The organism is Sulfuricurvum sp., from assembly GCF_028713855.1.
GTDB lineage: Bacteria > Campylobacterota > Campylobacteria > Campylobacterales > Sulfurimonadaceae > Sulfuricurvum.
Genome location: NZ_JAQTNN010000018.1, coordinates 1 through 19,404 on the forward strand (window position 1 = coordinate 1; position 19,404 = coordinate 19,404).

The window sequence follows — 19,404 nt, forward strand, 5'->3', positions numbered from 1 at the left end:
CGAACCTATAACCTACGGATCCGAAGTCCGTTACTCTATCCAGTTGAGCTACGAACGCACAATCGCCTTCTAAAACATCGTGTATCAAAGGTGTTTCAAACCAGAAACAAATGGGGTGGGTGATGGGAATCGAACCCACGACCCTCAGAACCACAACCTGATGCTCTAACCGACTGAGCTACACCCACCATCTGTAATAAAGAATCTGTTTGAAATGATACGAAAAAGAAAAAAACATGGTCGGGGCGAGAGGACTCGAACCTCCGGCCCCTTGGTCCCAAACCAAGTACTCTAACCAGACTGAGCTACGCCCCGACCTTCATCTAATCTAACCCGAGTGAGCTAATTAGTGAGGCGAAATTATAGTTGAAAAACCAAAGATTGTCAAGAGATATGCGTAAGAGTGTGAAAAAATAGATTCTTTTTTAACTATGACGAGACGAAAACTTACAAAGGGTATAGAAATAATGTATAATTGAGTCTTATTGTAAGCAAGGTTCTATGCATAGTATGAGATCGAGTTGAGGAGGGTGAATGAAAGGTATTTTTCGGAAAAAAGATATGTCCGGTGCTACGGGAGAGTTTCAACGTAGCTTAGGACTAATGGATGTAACGTTTATCGGTGTGGGTGCTGTCATCGGTGCGGGGATTTTTGTCATTACGGGTCAAGCGGCGGCGACGATGGCCGGGCCTGCAATTGTTTTATCATTTTTACTCGGTGCCGTGATGATCGGTATTACTGCCTTGATCTATGCGGAGCTTAGTTCAGCGTTTCCGGTAGCGGGGAGTGCGTACAGTTTTACGTTTGCTTCGCTGGGTGAAGTGTTTGCATGGTTTGTCGGGTGGAATTTACTGCTCGAATACGGGGTGGCTACTGCTGCAGTCGCCACAGGGTGGTCGGGGTATCTGCGCCGTTTTTTAGAAAACAGTATGAATATTCATATTCCGCAAGCTCTTAGCGGTGCGTATAATCCGACTGCCGGTACGTATATCGATATCAGTGCGTTCGGGATCATTTTGGCGATTTTTGTCCTTCTGGCGATCGGTATCAAAGAGAGTGCCAAAGTCAATACGGCAATCGTAATGATCAAATTGGCGGTACTGGTAACGTTTGTCGTCGTCGGTCTGCCGCACGTTGATTTCCATAACCTCTCCAACTTTTTCCCGTTCGGATGGGAAGGGGTTTGGCACGGGGCTTCATTGATTATTTTTGCGTATCTCGGGTTTGATGCGATCAGTACAGTTGCGGAAGAGACAAAAAATCCGGAACGTAATATTCCTTTAGGGCTTATCCTCTCTCTGGCGCTCTCTGTCGTCTTTTTTATCCTTGTAAGCTTTACCCTTACGGCAATCGTTCCGTATCAAGAACTCAACGTGCCGGATGCTCTTGCCTTTGCCCTCTATAAAGTCAATGAGCCGTTTGCCGCTAATGTTATCGCATTGGGTGCGGTCATTACGATTACAACGGTTATGATCGTTATGGGACTTGGATTTACCCGTATCTTTTTCGCCCTTGCACGGGATGGGCTTTTACCGAAAGCATTGAGCGAAATTCATCCGAAGTTTAATACACCGTATAAAGCAACGCTTATCGGGGGGGTTATGCTCAGTGTAATGGCAGGGTTAATTCCTCTTAAAACGTTAGCGGAATTGGTCAATATCGGGACACTGTTCGCTTATCTGATGGTAGCGGTAGCAATTATCGTATTACGACGTCAAAATATCATTCAGCCCTCTTTTAAAGTTCCTGCGTTTAAAATCCTTATGCCGCTCAATTTCATTTTGATTATTTTTATGATGGCGGGATTGCCGTTTGAGACGTGGTTGCGTTTTATCGGATGGTCGATCATCGGAATGTTGATTTACGCTTATTACAGCACTAAACGTGCAAAGGCAGAATGATGTCGGTATCGGTATGGCGTCAGGTATTGACGCTCCCTGTTATCGTTATTGCGATGGGGTATTTTGTTGACATTTACGATTTGATCCTTTTTGGGGTGGTTCGTGTTAATAGTTTGAGCGAACTGGGACTCGATAAAGAGGCGATTACCCTGTGGGGATCGTACATCCTTAACGCTCAAATGGGCGGGATGCTGATCGGAGGGATTCTTTGGGGGATACTCGGGGATAAAAAAGGGCGGTTATCAGTACTCTTCGCCTCTATTATCCTCTATTCTGTGGCGAATCTGCTCAATGCGTTTGTCACCAATGTTGAACAGTACGCACTGCTGCGTTTTATTGCCGGTATCGGTTTGGCGGGAGAACTCGGTGCCGGGGTAACGCTGGTGGCTGAAATCCTCCCCAAAGAGCTGCGCGGATATGGGGTGATGAGTATCGCCGCATTCGGCGTTCTCGGGGTTGTTGCGGCAAACATTGTCGCACAGGAATTTGCATGGCGTAATGCTTATATTATCGGTGGTATTCTCGGGTTTTCCCTGTTGATTCTCCGACTTCGGGTCAGAGAATCGGCGATGTTTGAGCATCATGCTTCGGATGATGTGAAAAGGGGGCATTTCTTTGCCCTGTTTACACACAAAAAGCTTTTCAGTAAATACATTAAAGCGATTGTTATCGGGATGCCTCTGTGGTATGTCGTCGGAATTTTGGTGATGTTCTCTCCTGAATTCGCAAAAGCGCTTGCAATTAATGGAGAGGTAACTGCGGGTACGGCATTGATGTATACCTACATAGGACTCTCTGTGGGGGATTTAGCGAGCGGTTATCTTTCGCAGCGGATGAAAAGCCGTAAACGTGCTTATACGATTTTTATGGTTCTCTCGGTTGTAAGTGTCCTTTATTATTTCACATTATCGGGTGCAAGTGCGCAATCGTTTTATAGTGCGGTCTTTTTACTCGGCGTATTCTGCGGTTATTGGGCGCTCTTTATCACGATGGCGGCGGAACAGTTCGGAACCAATATCCGAGCGACCGTTGCAACGACGGTTCCCAATTTTGTTCGCGGTTCGGTGGTTCCGATTACGTCAAGCTTTATGCTTCTTAAAGGGAGTATGGGGGTTTTAGGTTCAGCTGCCGTGGTAGGTGCGGTAGTCTTTACGATTGCTTTGGTGGCATTGTATTTTACCCGTGAGACGTTTCATGAGGATTTGGATTATATCGAGGCGTAAGAGTGTCGTCATCTTCGGACTTGATCCGGAGATCTAGCTGGATTCCCGCCTTCGCGGGAATGACGGAAATCAAAACTGAATCATTCCATCAATCGGAGATGAGGCAGTCGCATACGGACGTTTGGGTATGCGTCCAGCGAGATAACTCAAACGTCCTGCGATTACCGCATTCTTCATCGCTTCTGCCATCAACATCGGATTTTGCGCTTGCGCTATCGCCGTATTCGTCAAAACACCATCAGCACCCAACTCCATTGCTAACGCCGCATCACTGGCACATCCGATCCCCGCATCGACGATAATCGGCACTTTTACCGCCTCGCGTACAAACACGATGTTATAACGGTTTTGGACTCCCAGCCCTGAGCCGATCGGAGCGGCTAGCGGCATGATCGCGTGAGCCCCAGCATCTTCGAGACGTCGCGCCATAATCGGATCGTCCGAGGTATACGCCATGATCGTAAAACCGTCACGTGCTAACACTTCACACGCTTTGATCGTTTCCAAAACATCGGGATAGAGTGTTTTTTGGGTATCGCCGATTACTTCGAGTTTGATCAGATCGATTCCTGTCGCTTCGCGGGTGAGACGGAAGAGGGTGATGGCCTCTTCCGCGGTCGTACAACCTGCCGAGTTTGGTAAAAATTTAACATTGGTACCCGCAAAGGTATCACGAAGATTCGGTTCATTCGGGTTGGTGATATTGAGACGGCGAACGGCTACGGTGATAAGCTCCGAACCGCTCGCTAATGTAGCGGCTTTGGTCGTTTCAAATGAATCATATTTACCGCTTCCGACAATGAGGCGGCTGCCGAGAGTATATTTTCCGATTTGTAATGTATGCATTGCTATCCTTTTCAATCAATCATGTAGAATTTTTAGTACGCTGAGAGGAAGTATCTCATGCTCAATCTGGCGAATTTTAGCCGAAAATTCTTCTAAAGTATCGGAGGAATTTTTAGTAAAACTTTTTTGCAAGATTATCTCACCGCCGTCGAGTTCATCGGTAACCCAATGGACACTCACACCGCATGTTTTCTCGTCACTTTCAAAACTTCGTTCAATGGCGCGCGAGCCTTTAAAGGCAGGCAGGAGTGAGGGATGAAGATTGATAGAGCGGATATTGGAGGTAAATACGCTCGTGAGTATCCGCATAAAACCGCACAGTACGACTAGATCCGGATCGTACTCACGGATCATTTCGACCAGTGCCGCATCGTAGGCTTCTCGCGTTTCATACTCTTTATGGTCGCATACTTCAACGGGAATGCCCGCTGCACGTGCTTTGGCTATTCCAGCCGCATCGGGATTGTTCGTGATAGCACAGGTAATAATGGCGTGCTTACGATGGATTTTTTCGATCAGATTAGCGAGGTTGGTCCCCTCGCCGCTAAAGAGGGCAACGATTTTTTTCATAAGTGGGTAATTCTTTCTATTAAATCAAATGGGCTGAGGGCATAGTTGTTTTTGCCCAATTTTTGTGAGGCAAGGGTATGGGCAAGCGATCCTTGGATCGCGGCTTCCAGGGGCGTGTGCCCTTGTGCCAAAAGTGCACCGATGAGACCGCTGAGAACATCGCCGCTTCCACCTTTGGCTAATGCTACGGTACCGTGAGGATTGATGTAAAAATTATCTTGTGAGCCGATAATGACATTGGCACCTTTGAGGAGTAAGACGATATCGGGAAATGCGCTGCAAAATTGCTCGACATAGCCAAAACGGTCATTTTGCAATGTTTCGGTGTTGATATCGGCAATGCCGCAGATGCGTAATATTTGAGTGAACTCTTTAGGATGCGGAGTGAGGACGATACTGCCCCGTTTGAGTAATTTAACAAATAACGGATGATAAAAAATATCGGCGTCTAAAACCAGCGGGAGTGTGTTGTCGAGTAAGCAGGTAAGCTCATCGTCACAAAACTCCACTCCCAGACCCATCCCTACCGCAATAGCAGTGGTAGTCTCAGGAAGGGAATGGTTTTGCATGAGTTCATAAGGGATAAAGACGTTTTCATTGCTGAGAAGACTCACTAGCCCTGTACCAAAACGGAGTGCCGCTGAACCGGCGATAACGGCAGCACCGACTTTTTCACCGCAGATGAGGGCCAAGTGTCCGTAACTCCCTTTGTGAGTAGAAGCTTTTGTCCGAAGAGGCAGGGACAAATCGGTGGGATCGAGCAATTGCCATGATGAGGGTATTTCATATCGTGAACGTGAAATTCCCAGATTGGCGACGTGTATCTCCCCTGTGTATTCTTTTGCTGCGTCACTGAAGAGGCTTCGTTTGAGCCCTCCCATGGTGATGGTAATATCCGCTTTAAACGTATGGGGATCGAGCGTACCCTCAGCAAATAAACCGCTAGGGACATCGCAGGCTATTTTAAAGGCATCCGAGGCATTGAGGAGATCGAGCAGGTTGCCTGTGGCACGATCGATTGCTCTGTTAAGACCACTTCCAAAGAGAGCATCCACGATGACATCGTAACGGGTATCACTCTGATAATGGAGAGAAATACAATACTCCTCTTCGAGCTGTCGTGCGAGGATGCGTCCGTCTGCCCCGTTGTTACCATTGCCGCAGACGATGAGTATGGATGCATTTGGCTCAAAACGTGTACGAATGAGTTGAGCCATGGATAATGCAGCATGCTCCATCATGATTGTCTCGCTGAGGGCAAATTTTTCGACGGCCCGACGGTCTAGCGTGTTTACTTCTCGGTAAAGGTTTTGCATGGATAAAGTCCATTTCGGCTATAATTGTATTTATGAACAATGATTATATCGCAATAGCCAAAAACACACTTGAAATCGAAGCACAAGCCCTCCGTGAAGGTGCTGAAACGCTCGGATCAGAGATAACGCGTGCCGTAGAAATGATTTTGGCATGCAAAGGGAAACTGGTCATTACCGGAGTAGGAAAATCGGGGCTTATCGGGGCAAAGATTGCCGCAACGTTTGCCTCTACCGGAACACCGAGTTTTTTCCTCCATCCGACTGAAGCGCTGCACGGTGATTTGGGAATGATCGGTAAAGAGGATGCTGTTTTGGCGATCAGCTACAGCGGTGAGAGCCCGGAACTCAGCTCTATCCTCCCTCATATCAAGCGCTTTGATATTCCGTTGATCGGAATGACCCGAAATGCCGCATCAACACTCGGACGCTACAGCGATGAAGTGATCAATATCAATGTGGAGCAGGAAGCGTGCCCACTCGATATTGCCCCTACCAGTTCAACGACTCTCACTCTTGCGATGGGGGATGCGTTAGCGGTTTGTTTAATGAAGGCACGTAATTTTCAAAAAGAGGATTTTGCCTCATTTCATCCCGGAGGAGCATTGGGAAAACGGTTGTTTGTTAAAGTAAGCGATTTGATGCGTACGGCGGATCTTCCGATTGTAAATGAAGAGACTCCGCTCAAAGAGGCAATTTTAAAACTCAGCGAAGGGCGTTTGGGCACGGTGATGCTTACAAACAGTGAGGGGAAACTTTCAGGATTGCTTAGCGACGGTGACATCCGCCGAGCCCTGCTTGGTGATACGTTCTCGCTGGATACCCCTGCCAAAGTGTATGCTACTAAAAATCCTCTCGTAATAAACGATGCGACAATGCTTGCCAGTGACGCGCTTGTTCTGATCGAAACAAAAAAAATCCAGTTGCTGGTAGTGACCGACACTAACGGCGTAATCCAAGGTGCCTTGCACCTTCATACACTCGTGGAAGCAGGTATCTCATGATGCGTTTAAACAAATATATCGCCCACTACTCGACGTACTCGCGTCGTGAAGCCGATCAGGCTATTCTCGACGGATATGTCCGTATCGACGGTGAAGTCGAAACCAATCCCGCCATTCAGGTAGATGAGCGCAATGCCAATGTTATGATCAGCGGCAATAAGATCGTTCCGAATGACCAATTTACCGTTATCGTTTACAACAAGCCGCGCGGGGAGCTGGTAACTAAAAAAGACCCTCAGGGTCGTAAAACGATCTACGATTCTCTCGCGAAACAATACCGCCACTATATCCCTGTCGGACGGCTCGACTTCGCCTCTGAGGGGTTATTGCTCCTCACTGATGCGTCTCGTGTCGCAACGGCACTCATGACCTCTAAAATGGAACGGGTCTATAAGATCAAAATCAAAGGGCCTGTGTCTGAGGGGATGAAAATCGCCATGGGTGAGGGATTAGAACTCGAAGATGCCAGTGCCGGAGCGCATGAGCATGCGGATGCGGGTCCGATGAGTTTTGCCCCCTTTTATGCCTATCAGGTGCAAAAAGACCAAGGGGACTACTCGATTTTAAAAGTAGCTATCGGAGAGGGGCAAAACCGTGAACTCCGCCGCTTTTTCGCCCATTTCGGTGCTGAAATCGTGGATTTGAAACGTCTTAGTTTCGGAGGGATCGAGCTCAACAATCTCCCTACGGGGAAGGTACGCTTTTTAGAGCGAAGTGAGTATTCAAATTTACGTGAATTTTTGGATGCCGTAGAAAAAGCGGAGAAGCAGAAACAAAAAAATGAGAAAAAAGCTCCGAAAGTATTCGAAAAATCAGAATCCAAACCCGTGAAAAAGACGTTTGTTAAAGATAAGGCAAAGGTCAAACCAAAGCCTTCCAACGAACCTTTCGGTACGAATAAATATAAACCTGACTCTAAATTTTCAAAAGGTGGTAAAAAATGAAAACACTTACATTTCCAACCAGTCATAAAACACAGTTAATGGATATCAGTGCCGAGGTGAAAGAGGCGGTAATCAAATCAGGAATCAAAGAGGGAATTTGTGTTGTTTTTACTCCGCATACGACCGGAAGCGTCTTTTTATTTGAAAATGCCGATCAGAACCTTCGACGGGATTTGTTAGCGGCACTCTCTACGGTTATCCCGAGCGATGCAAAATATTCTCATGTCGGGGATAACGCTGCGGCACATCTTAAATCGTCTCGCATGGGTGCATCGGTTAGTATACCGGTTTATGAGGGGCGTCCGATGTTCGGAAAATGGCAAGGTGTTTTCTTCGGTGAATTTGACGGACCTCGCCAAGTGCGGGAAGTCGTTATCAAGGTTATTGCAGGCTAAAAGTGGCAGACTTTACCTATCTCCTCCGTCCCAAAGCGTTTGACGATGTCGTAGGACAATCTCACTTATGCTCTCCCGATGCCCCTTTGCGTTCACTATGCGAAGGGGGGAATCTTACCCACTCTTTTTTTTACGGTCCTCCCGGTTGCGGAAAAACAACATTGGCACGAATCATCGCGGATGTGATGGATACCCCGTTTTATGAGTTCAATGCTACGTCGCTTAAAGTCGAACAGCTTCGTAAAATATTTGATCAATACGAAGGTTCTTTGACAAAGCCGCTCATCTTCATCGATGAGGTTCACCGTTTGGCAAAGAATCAGCAGGAAGTGTTACTGCCGGTTATGGAAAAAAACAGTGTGTTAGTCATCGGTGCATCGACAGAAAACCCTTATTTTAGCTTAACTGCGGCGATGCGTTCACGCTCATTGTTGTTTGAACTTCATTCCATCGGTTATGATGCGTTAGCGGATTTGTTAGTCCGAACGGCGGTGGAAATGGACGAAGAGGCACGAGAATATTTGATTGCCAGTTCGGGGGGCGATGCACGCTCTATGCTGAAACTTCTTGAAGTCTCTACGGCATTGAACAAACCGATTACGCTATCACTGCTTAAATCGCTCCGCCCTGCGGCACAGTCGCTTGGGAGTTCGGAAGCGGGTGTTCATTACGATCTAGCTTCGGCTCTCATCAAAAGTATCCGAGGCTCAGCCCCTGATGCGGCTATCTATTATCTCGCCCGTCTGATCGAGGGGGGAGAACCACCGGAGTTTATCGCTCGCCGTTTGGTTATCCTCTCCAGTGAAGATGTGGGGAATGCCAATCCTCAGGCGTTGACACTGACAACATCAGCGATGATGAGCGTAAAGCAGATCGGTTATCCCGAAGCACGGATTATCCTTGCCCAAGCGGTGATTTATCTGTGCGCTTCTCCAAAGTCCAATACAGCATACACGGCGATTAATGCTGCACAGAGTGCGGTAAAAAACGGGGTAATTCTCGATATTCCGGAACATTTGCGCCAACAGCACAAAGGGTATCTTTACCCGCATGATTTCGGGGGTTGGGTGGAGCAAAAATACCTCTCAAAACCGCTCAAGTTTGTCGAGTTTAAAAACAGCGGATATGAAGCGAAAATGGGAGAGTGGATAGAAAAAGTGTGGGGTAAAAAGTAATCTTAGTGCACTGACGATAAACGATAACCCATTCCATATATACTGTTGAGAGCTTTTTCGGGAAGCTTTTTCCGTAAACGCATCATCATTCCGCGTAGATTATCCGAACTTACATCGATATTGTTGAGATAAAAGTGACTTAAGATTTCATCGGTACTGCATACCTGCTCGAACTTTTTCGTTAAAAGCTCCATAAGGAGAATTTCATATTTTGTTAACGTGATGGTATTCTCTTGTTCTGAGAGCAGTTTTTTATCCATATCCCAAAAGATAGTGTTTGTTAGAGAAATGATATGGTTGGGGTGAAGAGGGGTAATGGGCGCCTGGTTGATTTTATGACATACTTTATAGAGGGTATCAAACATCTGAGGGTATTGAACCGGTTTGGTGATGAACTGCGCTACACCGAGATTTATGAGTGAAAGTAAATAATCGGCTTCCGTATGAGCGGAGAGGATAATGATGGACTGCATTTCATTGATGGTACGAATTTCAGTAGCAAGTTCCACTCCATTCATCCGAGGCATTCGAATATCGGAGATAACAAGATCGTAATGCTTGTTTTTTGCGTCATAATAATTGTTGTATTTTTCGAGCCCTTCCTGTCCATCGACAGCAGTATCAACCCGATAAAAATAATCATCGAGCACTTTTACGATTCGCGTTCGAAAAGGCTCATTATCTTCAACAAATAGAAGAGATAAACGTTTTGTCTGTTCTATGATCAAGTGCTCATTATCCATCATAACAATAGCTTTCTTAGTCCTAAATGTTGTAATACGTTGCATCTTTATGATGCACGACCAGCGCAGTGGTACTTTGCTCCGGATGAATTTGGAAGGTTTCAGAGAGGGTAATTCCAAATTCTTCAGGACGCAACAAATCGAAGATGATTCGGCTTTGTTCCAAATCGGGACACGCTGGATACCCGAAGCTATATCGAGCCCCTGCATAACGGTTTAGGCGGACATCACGGAGACTAAAACCCTCATCATCGTGTGCAATATTGAGATCCAACCGGATTTGTTTGTGTGCCACTTCGGCCAATGCTTCGGCAAGCTCTACCCCAAACCCGTGCACCATGTTGTATTCGAGATACTCATTTGCAGCGTACAGCTCTTTTTCATACTCGCTGAATTTATCTCCGACACTGACACAGCTGAGAGGCAATACGTCGTCGCGTGTATGCCTGAAAAAATCGCTCAAAGCGCGATGAGGTGCCTTGCGCTGGCGTGGAAATTCAAATACGTATTTAGCATTTCCGATCACTTCATCAAGCGGCTGGCGATTCGCGTTTTCATCGATGTTCCATCCATAGCTCTCATCAAAAATGAGGAGCTCTTGCTCACTGCTTCGGACAGGGTAATATCCATAAATCACCGTAGGATCAAATAACCCGCGCTTGATTATTTCGCGTTTGATCCGTTCATACGCCGGATAGACTTTGGTCTCGAGAAGTTTTTTGTACTCATCCACCGGCATTCCTGCACGTTTGTACCCCCAGTGCATTTTGAAAAGACTCCGTTTGTTAACCCATTCGCATACCATGTCAAAATCAAGATGCTCTTTACGTAATACACGACGCCCCCAAAAAGGAGGGGTTGGAATTTTGACAACGCTTGGCATTTTTAACTCATGAAACGGTGGAATAACAATATCGACAACTTCTTTGACAGTACGTTCAACCATATCGCCACTCAGACGGGTATCGAGTCCAATGCTCGGGTCAGCATTGTATTTTTCAATTCGGCTCATCGCGATAACTCCGTCAAACGCGTCGCGGCAGTAAAAAATTGCTCCGTTGTAGATCGGTCGGCAGAAATCATCGACAAAGCTACGGGTTAGTGCCGCACCGCCTAGCAGTACCGGAGTGGTAATTCCCATACTCGCCATTGTCTCCAAATTGTCTTTCATAACTTGGGTTGATTTTACGAGAAGCCCACTCATCCCGATGGCGTGAATATCTTGATCTTTCATAACGTCGAGATACTTTTCAAGTTCCGTTTTTATCCCGACATTGATCACTTTGAAGCCGTTGTTGGAGAGGATAATGTCTACGAGATTTTTTCCCACGTCGTGAACATCTCCTTTGACGGTTCCGATGACAAGGGTCGTATCAGTATCTTTTTCCTGTTTTGAAAGATACGGGTTGAGATAATCGACCGTAGTCTTCATCGTTTCGGCACTTTGCAATACAAACGGCAGCTGCATTTTGCCCGATCCGAAAAGCTCTCCGACGATTTTCATCGCATCAATGAGGATTTCATTTACGATTCGGTCAGGATTGATCGTATGACGAGCACTTTCTACAAGTGGAATCATCCGTTCTTTGTCACCGTCGATGAGAAGTTTAGCGATTTTTTCTTCATCACTCATTGCATCATAGGCTTCATCGTTTTTACCGTTGTCAATGGTTTTATCACTGAAATGGTCGATAAATTTAAAGAGGGACTGGTCATCAGGAGAGAAGAGGAGCTCTTCACAGATAGAACGATCCTCTTCGGACATTTTTGAGAGCGGGACGATATGTTTGACATTGATGATGACGGATGTCATACCTGCTTCAATACAGTGATGTAAAAATACACTGTTTAAAAAGACACGGGCATTCATGCCCAGACCAAAAGAGATATTGGACAGCCCCAGCGTAGAGCCGACATTCGGGTACTTCGCATGAAGTTGGCGGATTGCCTCTAATGTCTGGATGGCAGCGTCGCGGTACTCCACATCCCCGCTTCCCACCGTAAAGGTGAGCATGTCAAACATTAGATTGCGCGGATCGATATGGTGGCGATTGACACACAGATCGTAGATACGATCGGCAATGCGCATTTTATCCGCCGTGGTTTTCGCCATCCCCTTTTCATCGATTACTAAACATACCAGCGCTGTTCCAAATTTTTTGGCGAGTGAACAGATCGCATCAAGTCTCTCTTCTCCGTCTTCGAGGTTGACGGAGTTGATAATCGGTTTACCGCCGATGCATTTAAGTGCCTCTTCCATCGTGTTGACCCGTGTAGCATCGGGCATAAGGGGGATGGAGATTTTTTGGTTGTAGAGTCTCATGACGTGTGCCATATCGATGGCTCCGTCCCGTCCGGCAAACTCGACGTTGACATCAAGACAGTGTGCCCCGTCACGCACTTGCGCTTGACCGACACTGAGCGTTCCCTCGTAATCGCTCGCGATGATCAGTTCACGAAATGCTTTCGATCCGGTTGAATTGGAGCGCTCTCCGATGAGTAGCGGAGCGGGTGTTTGGATCAGTTCGACGGTGTTAAACAACGATGCGATAGAGGGTTGTGTTTCTCCGCTTGGTTTTTTTGGAGTAATGGAAGAAACTTTATTTACAAGTGCACGGATATGCTGAGGGGTCGTTCCGCAGCATCCGCCGAGGAAACTGACGCCGTCATAGTTTAAAAAGTCACATTGAAGTTGGGCAAATTCATCGGGTCCCATTGGATAGTAGGAGTGTCCGCCTCGGTTTTGAGGCAAGCCCGCATTAGCATGAACCGAGATCGGTTTCCCCCACACGTCACTGAGGGTTCTAACGTGTTTTCCATACTGCTCAGGTCCGGTTCCACAGTTGAATCCAAGGCTGATGATGTCGAAGGGCTCCAAAATCGTGGCGATGGTTGCCGCATCGGTACCGATGAGCATAGACCCTGCCAGCTCGATGGTAACGGATACCATAATAGGCAGCTCAGAACCGCGTTCGCGGTTAGCCGCTTCGCAGGCATGGAGTGCGGCTTTGATCTGGAGTGGGTCTTGGCAGGTTTCAAGGAGGAAAATATCGCATCCGCCGTCGATGAGTCCCAGACAACACTCTAGGTACCCTGCGTACATCTCATCGTAGTGAATATGTCCGAGCGAGGGAAGTTTGGTTCCCGGTCCGATAGAACCCAAAACAAAACGTTGGTGTGCAGGAGTGGAAAATTTATCACACTCTGCTTTACAGACTGCGGCTCCTGCACGCGAGAGCTCGTACGCGCGGTGACCAATCCCGTACTCATCGAGAACCCAGCTGAAAGAGCCGAAGGTGTTGGTGGTAATGAGGTCAGCTCCTGCGGTTAGATAGGCGTGAAAAATATTGCTCATCACGTCAGGTGCGGTGACGTTGAGGAGCTCATTACATCCCTCTAGCCCTTCCCATGCACTTTCCGGGATCATATCGGCACGCTCTTGAAGCTGAGTCCCCATGGCACCGTCGATGATGAGTGGGCGACGGGAGATAGTTTCAAGCAGTATTGTTTTGACCGACATGGTAGAGACCTTGTGTGATAAATAGTATTGCGATTTTATCCAAGAGTAGCCTAAAGGGTTCTAAGTATGAAAATATAATTCTTTCGATACACTCTTAGCCATGAAAAAGCTGCTACCTTTATTACTCTTTTTTATTACACTTGCCTGGTCGAATGAATCAGTAACCCTTCAACTACCGTGGATGCATCAGTTCCAATTTGCAGGGTATTATATTGCCAAAGAAAAAGGGTATTACTCGGATTCAGGGTTGGATGTCACGATTTTGGATGCGCACAATAAACAAGATCCTTTTGGTGCCGTGATGAAAGGAAAAGCGCAATACGGGGTTGGGCGTTCATCCTTGATAGTTGATTACGTCAACGGCGCTCCGCTGGTATTGATGGCGGCTGTATTTCAATCCTCTCCAATGGTACTGCTTTCCCGTAAAGACTCCAACATCCGAACTGCCCAAGATTTAAAAAATAAGCGGGTAATGCTCACAAGCGACACAATCGAGGGCGCTGAGATGCAGATGATGCTCCGAAGTGTCGGTCTGCGCTCGTCAGATTTACGGATACAGGAACATTCGTATGATCCGATGTCGTTGGCTCGCGGTGAAACCGATGCTATGATCGCATATCTCTCCAATGAACCGTACATTCTCCAAAAAGTGGGGGTTGAAACCCATGCACTTCATCCCAAAGAGTACGGGTTTGATTTTTACAGCGATATTTTATTTACTACCAAAAACGAAACGCTCCAAAACCCTCAGAGAGCGGAAGCTTTTTATGATGCCTCGATGCGGGGATGGCTCTGGGCCTTTGATCATATCGAAGAGACGGCAGAACTGATCTATCGCAACTACAATCCTCAGCATAAATCGTTGGATGCATTGATTTATGAGGGGAGAGTCTTAAAAGAACTCGCATTCCGCCCTAACACTTCATTTGGTTCAATTGACCCGGTACGGTTGGAGATGATTGCACAAGGGTATCGTCTGATGGGTGCGGTTCAAGCAATCCCTTCTTTTGAATCTCTGCTTTATAAACACAGCGTATTGAATCTGAGTGATAAAGAGAAAGCGTGGCTAAAAGCACATCCGGTGATACGGGTTGGGATCGATCAAAATTGGGCTCCGGTGGAGTCTATCGATGAAAAAGGGAGATATACCGGCATTAGTGCATCGTATCTGAATCTTCTGGAAAAGCGGTTGGGAGTCCATTTCGAAATTGATTACAGCCGAAGATTCTGGAGTGATTCGATACGTGCGGTTCAGAACAAAGAACTTGATATGCTCTCGTGTGCGGCCATTACCGAAAAGCGACGAGAGAGTCTTGTCTTTAGCCGTTCGTACTTAACGCAGTCAATGGTTGTAGTAGCGGATTCGCATGTCGGATATGTTAATGATCTGAATGATTTAAACGGTAAAAAAGTAGCCGTTGTCCGTTCCTACGCGAGTGAGGATTTTTTACGCTCCCATTATCCCAAAATTATTCCTGTAATGGCGGATACATCGTTGGAAGCCCTCCAAAAAGTTGCCTCCGGTGAAGCGTATGCCTGCGTCGAAGGGCTGGGAGTCGTAAGCTATCTCATCGAGCGTCATGGTCTGAAACGTCTCAAAGTAGTCGGAGAGACGCCCTATCGTTATGAACTTGCCTTTGCTTTTCGTAAGGACTGGGGAATGCTGGCTTCTATGTCAGATAAGGTATTAGGCTCTATTACCCCATCGGAGTATCAGGAAATCCACGGTCGTTGGTTGGTTATGGAGCGAAATGACCCGATTAATTATCGGTTGGCTTGGGCTGTAGTTGCTTTTATGGTGATATTGTTCATCTTGATCGCCTATAAAAATCGTCGATTGGACGTATTGGTACGCCAACGTACCGATGAATTGGAAACGTTTAATCAGCGCCTCCAAGAGGAGATTGAGAAAGCGGTTGAAAAAAATCGGAAGCAGGAAAAATTGCTGATGCAGCAAGCCAAAATGGCAGAAATCGGGTCTATGCTTGAATCAATCGCCCATCAATGGCGTCAGCCTCTCAATATTCTGGGCCTCACCATGACACGTTTAAATCTGAGCTGTTCGATTTCAGGAAATGATGAAACGGCAAAGGTTATAGAGATTGCAGAAGCACAAATCGAATACATGTCTCAAACGATTGATGATTTCCGTAATTTTTTCAAGCATGACCGGAGTCAAGTTTCGGTCAATATTAACTTGTTGATTAATGATGTAGAAGCCTTGTTAGGCCCTTTATTGATGCGAAAGAAAATTGTTATTGAGAGAGAAATTGATTTGGATATAGAAGTGTTAGTATATCCCAATGAGTTGAAGCAGGTTCTTATTAATCTCATCAATAATGCACGTGAAGCGATTGAACAGCATCGGGGCGAGAATCGAATAATTTATATCCGATGTGTAAATGATAATCGCTATTGCACGATTAGTGTCGAAGACACTGGAGGAGGCATTCCATCCGGGATTATCGATAAAATTTTCGACCCATATTTTACCACTAAATTCGAGTCACAAGGGACGGGGATCGGTCTTTATATGGCCAAAACGATTATCGAAAAACACTTTTTGGGCAAGCTGAGTGTTTACAATACGACGCAGGGTGCATGTTTTGAAATACGCCTTAATCGATCACCGAAAGAGGGATCTGGCACTCTAGCTCAAAGCAGTGTTCCCCTGCCGCATAGTGATAGAAGAGATTGAAATTGTGAGCGTCAATAATGGATTTAACAAGATAGAGCCCTAATCCAAAGCTATTCGGATTCTCATTAGAATGAAAAAAAGGCTCACTGAGCGATTTCAGTGTATAGCCTGATGGCCATGGTGCCCCTTTATTGTAAAAAAGAATTCGTGCATGGTTTTGGACAATACGAACTTTTCCTTCATCACTGTATTTGATCGCATTATCGATTAAGTTTTTAAACACCGTTACAAAAACATCGCAATCGGCATAAACCATTTCCCCGTCAAATACTGCTTCGATGGCTTCATCGTTGAGAAATAATAGTTCTTTGGCTTTATCTACTAAAAGTTTCGGATCACACGTTTGTAAATGAGGAGAAAGTGCTCCCGAAGTAATTTGCTCCACCCGAACCAATTCCGCTATCAGATTTTCCATCCGGGAAAAAGCTCTCTCCAAAATAGATCTTTCTTCCCCTTTTTTTAGAAATGGAAGTGATAGTTTTCCCACGGTAATAGGGGTCTTGAGTTCATGCATAATGTTGCGTAAAAAAAGTCTGCGTGCTTCGAGGAGCGTTTGGTTTTTATGCATAGCGCTATCGAGCGCATAGGATACAAGGGCGATTTCATCTTTTCGGGTACTTTTGATCGGCGTATATGTTCCCTCTTTGCCGTATTTATTTATCGATTGAATCAAAAGTTTAAGAGGAAACAGGGTTTTAATAATGAGCCAATACAATAGCAAGAGGGCAATCATTAAGCTTACAAAGAGCGTTTCGAGCCAAAGGGATTGTTTGGCTGCATCGGTTTTAAGAACTAGCAACGGCGGAGTCGCTTTCGTCAGGTAGATATAGAGATGGTTGTCATCTTTTAGGATCTGTATACGCCCCTCTTTGAGGGAGTCTTTGATTGCTTCAGGATAATCTTCCGGAATCGTTGTGAGGGCATTACGGAGTGTTTTTATAAGATCGGGATGAGGTTCGGTGATACTGTATCCCTGCGCTTGCAAAAAAGAACGACGCATAGGCGGTGAGAGGATAATACTTTTGCGTAAAACCAAAAGGAGATTTCCTGCTTCTATTTCTAAATGATGTTCATATTCCTGAGTGAGTTTTTTGTGAATAGCGTAAAATCCTACACCCATACCGATAAACGTAATGAGGAAAAAAAGGGTGATGCGAAGAAAAATACTATGACGCATCGTTTAACCGGAAAACCGATATCCGCTGCCGCGTATGGAGTGGATAAAACGGGGATTTTTAGGATCTTTTTCAATTTTTTGGCGTAAACGACTGATAATGACATCAATAGTACGAACGGAACTTTCCCAAGAAATCGCTTCGGAGTTGTTGGAGAGAAAATCACGGCTTAATGTCTGATTGGGATGGAGAATAAAGAGCGATAACAACTCATATTCGGCACGTGTCAGTGAAAGAGAATCTCCGTTATAAAGAATCGTTTGTTCATTCTCATTCAAGACAAATGCTTTGTCTTTTTTTTCCAGTGAAGGACGATAACGGCGTAAGACGCTTTTGATACGTGCAATCAGTTCACGCGGTTCATACGGTTTTGGGAGGTAGTCGTCTGCCCCGTATTCAAGCCCGATAATTTTATCGTTGATGTCACTGCGGGCACTTGAAATCAGGATCGGGATATCGGTTATAAGACGGATTTCTTTACACAGCTCCAGTCCATCCATTTGGGGCAGGGTCAAATCCAAAATGATTAGATCGAAATGATCCGTATTTAAAAGATTAAGGCCTGCAGATGGGGTGGAGACGGCGTTCACGGCAATACCGTAGTTTTTCAAATAGTTAACGAGCAGTGTCGTGATATCCGGGTCATCTTCGACCATTAGTGCTTGAAGCATTATTACCCTTTTTTAATCATTAGTGCAGAGTGTTTTATACCGCGCAAAGAAAAGCTTACGCTGTTGTGGATTGAGAACTTCGATTTGTTTTGCATGAGAGTGACGTTTTACCTGTTCAACGGTTGTATCGATCTGTTGCAGTTGTTTGATTTGATTGGTAGAGAGATTCAAATCAGATGCCATATCAATAGGTGAGGGGGTAGATGCCGATAGATAGGTGCAACTCAAGAGAGGGAGGATGATGGATCGAATCATAAAATACTCCTTAGGTATAAATATGGCCTCCTTTTGAGGGGCATATTCAACAGTATGACGTAGCGATGTTAACGAAGGGCAAAAGAACTTTAAATGAATGTAAAGCAAATTATAACGTTAAAAAGAGTTAATAAGAAGAGGGGGGGGATTGAAAAATTATGCCTGGATAGGCAAAACGTGTTTTAGTCTACCATCCAGCTGGCGCGTTTGGATCGGCGAAGTTTTTTGACGATCATTTTTTCCAACGGTGTCATTTTTTCCATTTGGGTCTCCTTTACTAATGTTATGATGGCATCGTACCGTTTCAACGTTACTCAATGGTAACGTTGGATAAAGGGATTTTATTAGATAGAAGGGCTAATCATCTCTACAGTTGATTCAGCCGATAATCACCCAAAAAGTAGGAGCTGTTATGGGATGTGTTGAAAAAGCCCTTGTGGGCGGCGGGTGTTTTTGGTGTATTGAAGCGGTCTATAATCGTGTGGATGGTGTTTGTTCGGCTATCAGCGGTTATGCAGGGGGGACACGTAAATCTCCCAGTTATGAACAAGTATGCAGTGGAGCGACTGGCCATGCCGAGGTGGTTGAAATCACTTACGATCCTGCCATTATTAGTTATGAAGAGATACTTGATATTTTTTGGAGCATTCATAATCCGACAACATTGAATGCCCAAGGGGCGGATCGAGGGACTCAGTACCGCTCGGTGATCTATTATTATAATGAAGAACAAAAAGCGAAAGCTCTTCTATCGATTCAAAAGATCCAAAAGGAATGGGATGATCCAATCGTTACGGAACTCTCGTCTGCCCCTGAATTTTATCCGGCTGAATCGTATCATCAAAATTATTATACGGAACATCCGACGCAAGGGTATTGCAGTGTGGTGATTGCACCGAAGATTGATAAATTTATGAATAAATTTGGGAATAAAGTTAAAAAATAGAAGAATATAGATTCCCGCTCAGGC

17 protein-coding genes and 2 tRNA genes are annotated in these 19,404 nt (G+C 45.6%); 8 read left to right on the forward strand and 11 right to left on the reverse strand.

All coding sequences use genetic code 11. From position 1 onward, the window contains the following. Positions 1-111: 111 nt before the first annotated feature. Both PHI47_RS13175 and PHI47_RS13180 read right to left on the reverse strand, forming a co-directional pair. Positions 112-188, reverse strand: a tRNA-His gene (locus PHI47_RS13175). A 49-nt stretch (positions 189-237) separates the two neighbouring features. Next, a tRNA-Pro gene (locus tag PHI47_RS13180) sits at positions 238-315 on the reverse strand. Positions 316-534: 219 nt separating this feature from the next. Here PHI47_RS13180 and PHI47_RS13185 point away from each other — a divergent pair. Beyond that, complete coding sequence (locus PHI47_RS13185; protein ID WP_299938337.1) at positions 535-1,902, forward strand: amino acid permease; 1,368 nt, start codon at positions 535-537, stop codon at positions 1,900-1,902. Then, entirely contained in the window at positions 1,899-3,125 is a 1,227-nt protein-coding gene (locus tag PHI47_RS13190; protein WP_299938339.1) for an MFS transporter, read from the forward strand. The genes PHI47_RS13185 and PHI47_RS13190 overlap by 4 nt, the downstream gene beginning before the upstream one ends. A gap of 69 nt (positions 3,126-3,194) precedes the next feature. Here the strand turns inward: PHI47_RS13190 and PHI47_RS13195 are convergent, their stop codons facing one another. The 3 genes from PHI47_RS13195 to PHI47_RS13205 are packed head-to-tail and all read right to left on the reverse strand — an operon-like array spanning position 3,195 to position 5,857. Then, on the reverse strand, positions 3,195-3,971 hold the full coding sequence (locus tag PHI47_RS13195) for a thiazole synthase (RefSeq protein ID WP_299938341.1): 777 nt from the start codon (positions 3,969-3,971) through the stop codon (positions 3,195-3,197). Positions 3,972-3,986: 15 nt separating this feature from the next. Beyond that, on the reverse strand, positions 3,987-4,541 hold the full coding sequence (purN, locus tag PHI47_RS13200; RefSeq protein ID WP_299938344.1) for a phosphoribosylglycinamide formyltransferase: 555 nt from the start codon (positions 4,539-4,541) through the stop codon (positions 3,987-3,989). Beyond that, positions 4,538-5,857, reverse strand: coding sequence for an NAD(P)H-hydrate dehydratase (locus PHI47_RS13205; protein WP_299938347.1), 1,320 nt, complete (start codon positions 5,855-5,857; stop codon positions 4,538-4,540). Before PHI47_RS13205 ends, purN begins: the two co-directional genes overlap by 4 nt. Positions 5,858-5,889: 32 nt before the next feature. Here PHI47_RS13205 and PHI47_RS13210 point away from each other — a divergent pair, with 32 nt between their 5' ends. From PHI47_RS13210 to PHI47_RS13225, 4 genes are read left to right on the forward strand one after another with little or no spacing between them, the layout of a single operon-like run. Beyond that, on the forward strand, positions 5,890-6,858 hold the full coding sequence (locus PHI47_RS13210) for a KpsF/GutQ family sugar-phosphate isomerase (protein ID WP_299938350.1): 969 nt from the start codon (positions 5,890-5,892) through the stop codon (positions 6,856-6,858). Continuing rightward, positions 6,855-7,802, forward strand: coding sequence for a pseudouridine synthase (locus tag PHI47_RS13215; protein WP_299938353.1), 948 nt, complete (start codon positions 6,855-6,857; stop codon positions 7,800-7,802). The genes PHI47_RS13210 and PHI47_RS13215 overlap by 4 nt, the downstream gene beginning before the upstream one ends. Then, positions 7,799-8,197 carry a secondary thiamine-phosphate synthase enzyme YjbQ gene (locus PHI47_RS13220; protein ID WP_299938356.1) on the forward strand — a complete coding sequence of 133 codons (399 nt, stop codon included), beginning with the start codon at positions 7,799-7,801 and terminating at the stop codon, positions 8,195-8,197. The genes PHI47_RS13215 and PHI47_RS13220 overlap by 4 nt, the downstream gene beginning before the upstream one ends. 2 nt (positions 8,198-8,199) lie before the next feature. After that, a complete protein-coding gene (locus PHI47_RS13225; protein ID WP_299938358.1) occupies positions 8,200-9,372 on the forward strand; it encodes a replication-associated recombination protein A in 1,173 nt (390 codons plus the stop codon). Positions 9,373-9,374: 2 nt separating this feature from the next. Here PHI47_RS13225 and PHI47_RS13230 read toward each other — a convergent pair whose 3' ends face one another. Both PHI47_RS13230 and metH read right to left on the reverse strand, forming a co-directional pair. Further along, positions 9,375-10,160, reverse strand: coding sequence for a response regulator transcription factor (locus PHI47_RS13230; RefSeq protein WP_299938361.1), 786 nt, complete (start codon positions 10,158-10,160; stop codon positions 9,375-9,377). Beyond that, the gene (gene metH, locus PHI47_RS13235; RefSeq protein ID WP_299938363.1) at positions 10,138-13,635 is read right to left on the reverse strand and encodes a methionine synthase; all 3,498 of its coding nucleotides are present in this window, start codon (positions 13,633-13,635) and stop codon (positions 10,138-10,140) included. Before metH ends, PHI47_RS13230 begins: the two co-directional genes overlap by 23 nt. A gap of 100 nt (positions 13,636-13,735) precedes the next feature. Here metH and PHI47_RS13240 point away from each other — a divergent pair, with 100 nt between their 5' ends. Continuing rightward, positions 13,736-16,333 carry an ABC transporter substrate-binding protein gene (locus tag PHI47_RS13240; RefSeq protein ID WP_299938366.1) on the forward strand — a complete coding sequence of 866 codons (2,598 nt, stop codon included), beginning with the start codon at positions 13,736-13,738 and terminating at the stop codon, positions 16,331-16,333. Here PHI47_RS13240 and PHI47_RS13245 read toward each other — a convergent pair. The 4 genes from PHI47_RS13245 to PHI47_RS13260 all read right to left on the reverse strand — a co-directional run bounded on the left by PHI47_RS13245 (position 16,254) and on the right by PHI47_RS13260 (position 18,742). After that, positions 16,254-17,510 carry an ArsS family sensor histidine kinase gene (locus PHI47_RS13245; RefSeq protein ID WP_299938368.1) on the reverse strand — a complete coding sequence of 419 codons (1,257 nt, stop codon included), beginning with the start codon at positions 17,508-17,510 and terminating at the stop codon, positions 16,254-16,256. The two genes, PHI47_RS13240 and PHI47_RS13245, sit on opposite strands and share 80 nt — an antisense overlap. 3 nt (positions 17,511-17,513) lie before the next feature. Continuing rightward, complete coding sequence (locus PHI47_RS13250; protein WP_299938370.1) at positions 17,514-18,179, reverse strand: response regulator transcription factor; 666 nt, start codon at positions 18,177-18,179, stop codon at positions 17,514-17,516. A gap of 12 nt (positions 18,180-18,191) precedes the next feature. Next, positions 18,192-18,434, reverse strand: a complete 243-nt coding sequence (locus PHI47_RS13255) for a hypothetical protein (protein ID WP_299938372.1) — start codon at positions 18,432-18,434, stop codon at positions 18,192-18,194. Positions 18,435-18,616: 182 nt separating this feature from the next. Further along, positions 18,617-18,742 (reverse strand): hypothetical protein, encoded by a 126-nt coding sequence (locus PHI47_RS13260; RefSeq protein WP_299938375.1) that lies wholly within the window; start codon positions 18,740-18,742, stop codon positions 18,617-18,619. 104 nt (positions 18,743-18,846) lie between these two features. Here PHI47_RS13260 and msrA point away from each other — a divergent pair, with 104 nt between their 5' ends. Continuing rightward, positions 18,847-19,380 carry a peptide-methionine (S)-S-oxide reductase MsrA gene (gene msrA, locus PHI47_RS13265; protein ID WP_299938377.1) on the forward strand — a complete coding sequence of 178 codons (534 nt, stop codon included), beginning with the start codon at positions 18,847-18,849 and terminating at the stop codon, positions 19,378-19,380. The last annotated feature ends 24 nt before the right edge of the window (positions 19,381-19,404 follow it).

What these genes read in the sequence shown, in the direction of transcription:
- PHI47_RS13185 (WP_299938337.1), top strand. Translation starts at nt 535, where the DNA reads ATGAAAGGTATTTTTCGGAAAAAAGATATGTCCGGTGCTACGGGAGAG.
- PHI47_RS13190 (WP_299938339.1), top strand. Translation starts at nt 1,899, where the DNA reads ATGATGTCGGTATCGGTATGGCGTCAGGTATTGACGCTCCCTGTTATC.
- PHI47_RS13195 (WP_299938341.1), bottom strand. Translation starts at nt 3,971, where the DNA reads ATGCATACATTACAAATCGGAAAATATACTCTCGGCAGCCGCCTCATT.
- purN (WP_299938344.1), bottom strand. Translation starts at nt 4,541, where the DNA reads ATGAAAAAAATCGTTGCCCTCTTTAGCGGCGAGGGGACCAACCTCGCT.
- PHI47_RS13205 (WP_299938347.1), bottom strand. Translation starts at nt 5,857, where the DNA reads ATGCAAAACCTTTACCGAGAAGTAAACACGCTAGACCGTCGGGCCGTC.
- PHI47_RS13210 (WP_299938350.1), top strand. Translation starts at nt 5,890, where the DNA reads ATGAACAATGATTATATCGCAATAGCCAAAAACACACTTGAAATCGAA.
- PHI47_RS13215 (WP_299938353.1), top strand. Translation starts at nt 6,855, where the DNA reads ATGATGCGTTTAAACAAATATATCGCCCACTACTCGACGTACTCGCGT.
- PHI47_RS13220 (WP_299938356.1), top strand. Translation starts at nt 7,799, where the DNA reads ATGAAAACACTTACATTTCCAACCAGTCATAAAACACAGTTAATGGAT.
- PHI47_RS13230 (WP_299938361.1), bottom strand. Translation starts at nt 10,160, where the DNA reads ATGCAACGTATTACAACATTTAGGACTAAGAAAGCTATTGTTATGATG.
- metH (WP_299938363.1), bottom strand. Translation starts at nt 13,635, where the DNA reads ATGTCGGTCAAAACAATACTGCTTGAAACTATCTCCCGTCGCCCACTC.
- PHI47_RS13240 (WP_299938366.1), top strand. Translation starts at nt 13,736, where the DNA reads ATGAAAAAGCTGCTACCTTTATTACTCTTTTTTATTACACTTGCCTGG.
- PHI47_RS13245 (WP_299938368.1), bottom strand. Translation starts at nt 17,510, where the DNA reads ATGCGTCATAGTATTTTTCTTCGCATCACCCTTTTTTTCCTCATTACG.
- PHI47_RS13250 (WP_299938370.1), bottom strand. Translation starts at nt 18,179, where the DNA reads ATGCTTCAAGCACTAATGGTCGAAGATGACCCGGATATCACGACACTG.
- PHI47_RS13255 (WP_299938372.1), bottom strand. Translation starts at nt 18,434, where the DNA reads ATGATTCGATCCATCATCCTCCCTCTCTTGAGTTGCACCTATCTATCG.
- msrA (WP_299938377.1), top strand. Translation starts at nt 18,847, where the DNA reads ATGGGATGTGTTGAAAAAGCCCTTGTGGGCGGCGGGTGTTTTTGGTGT.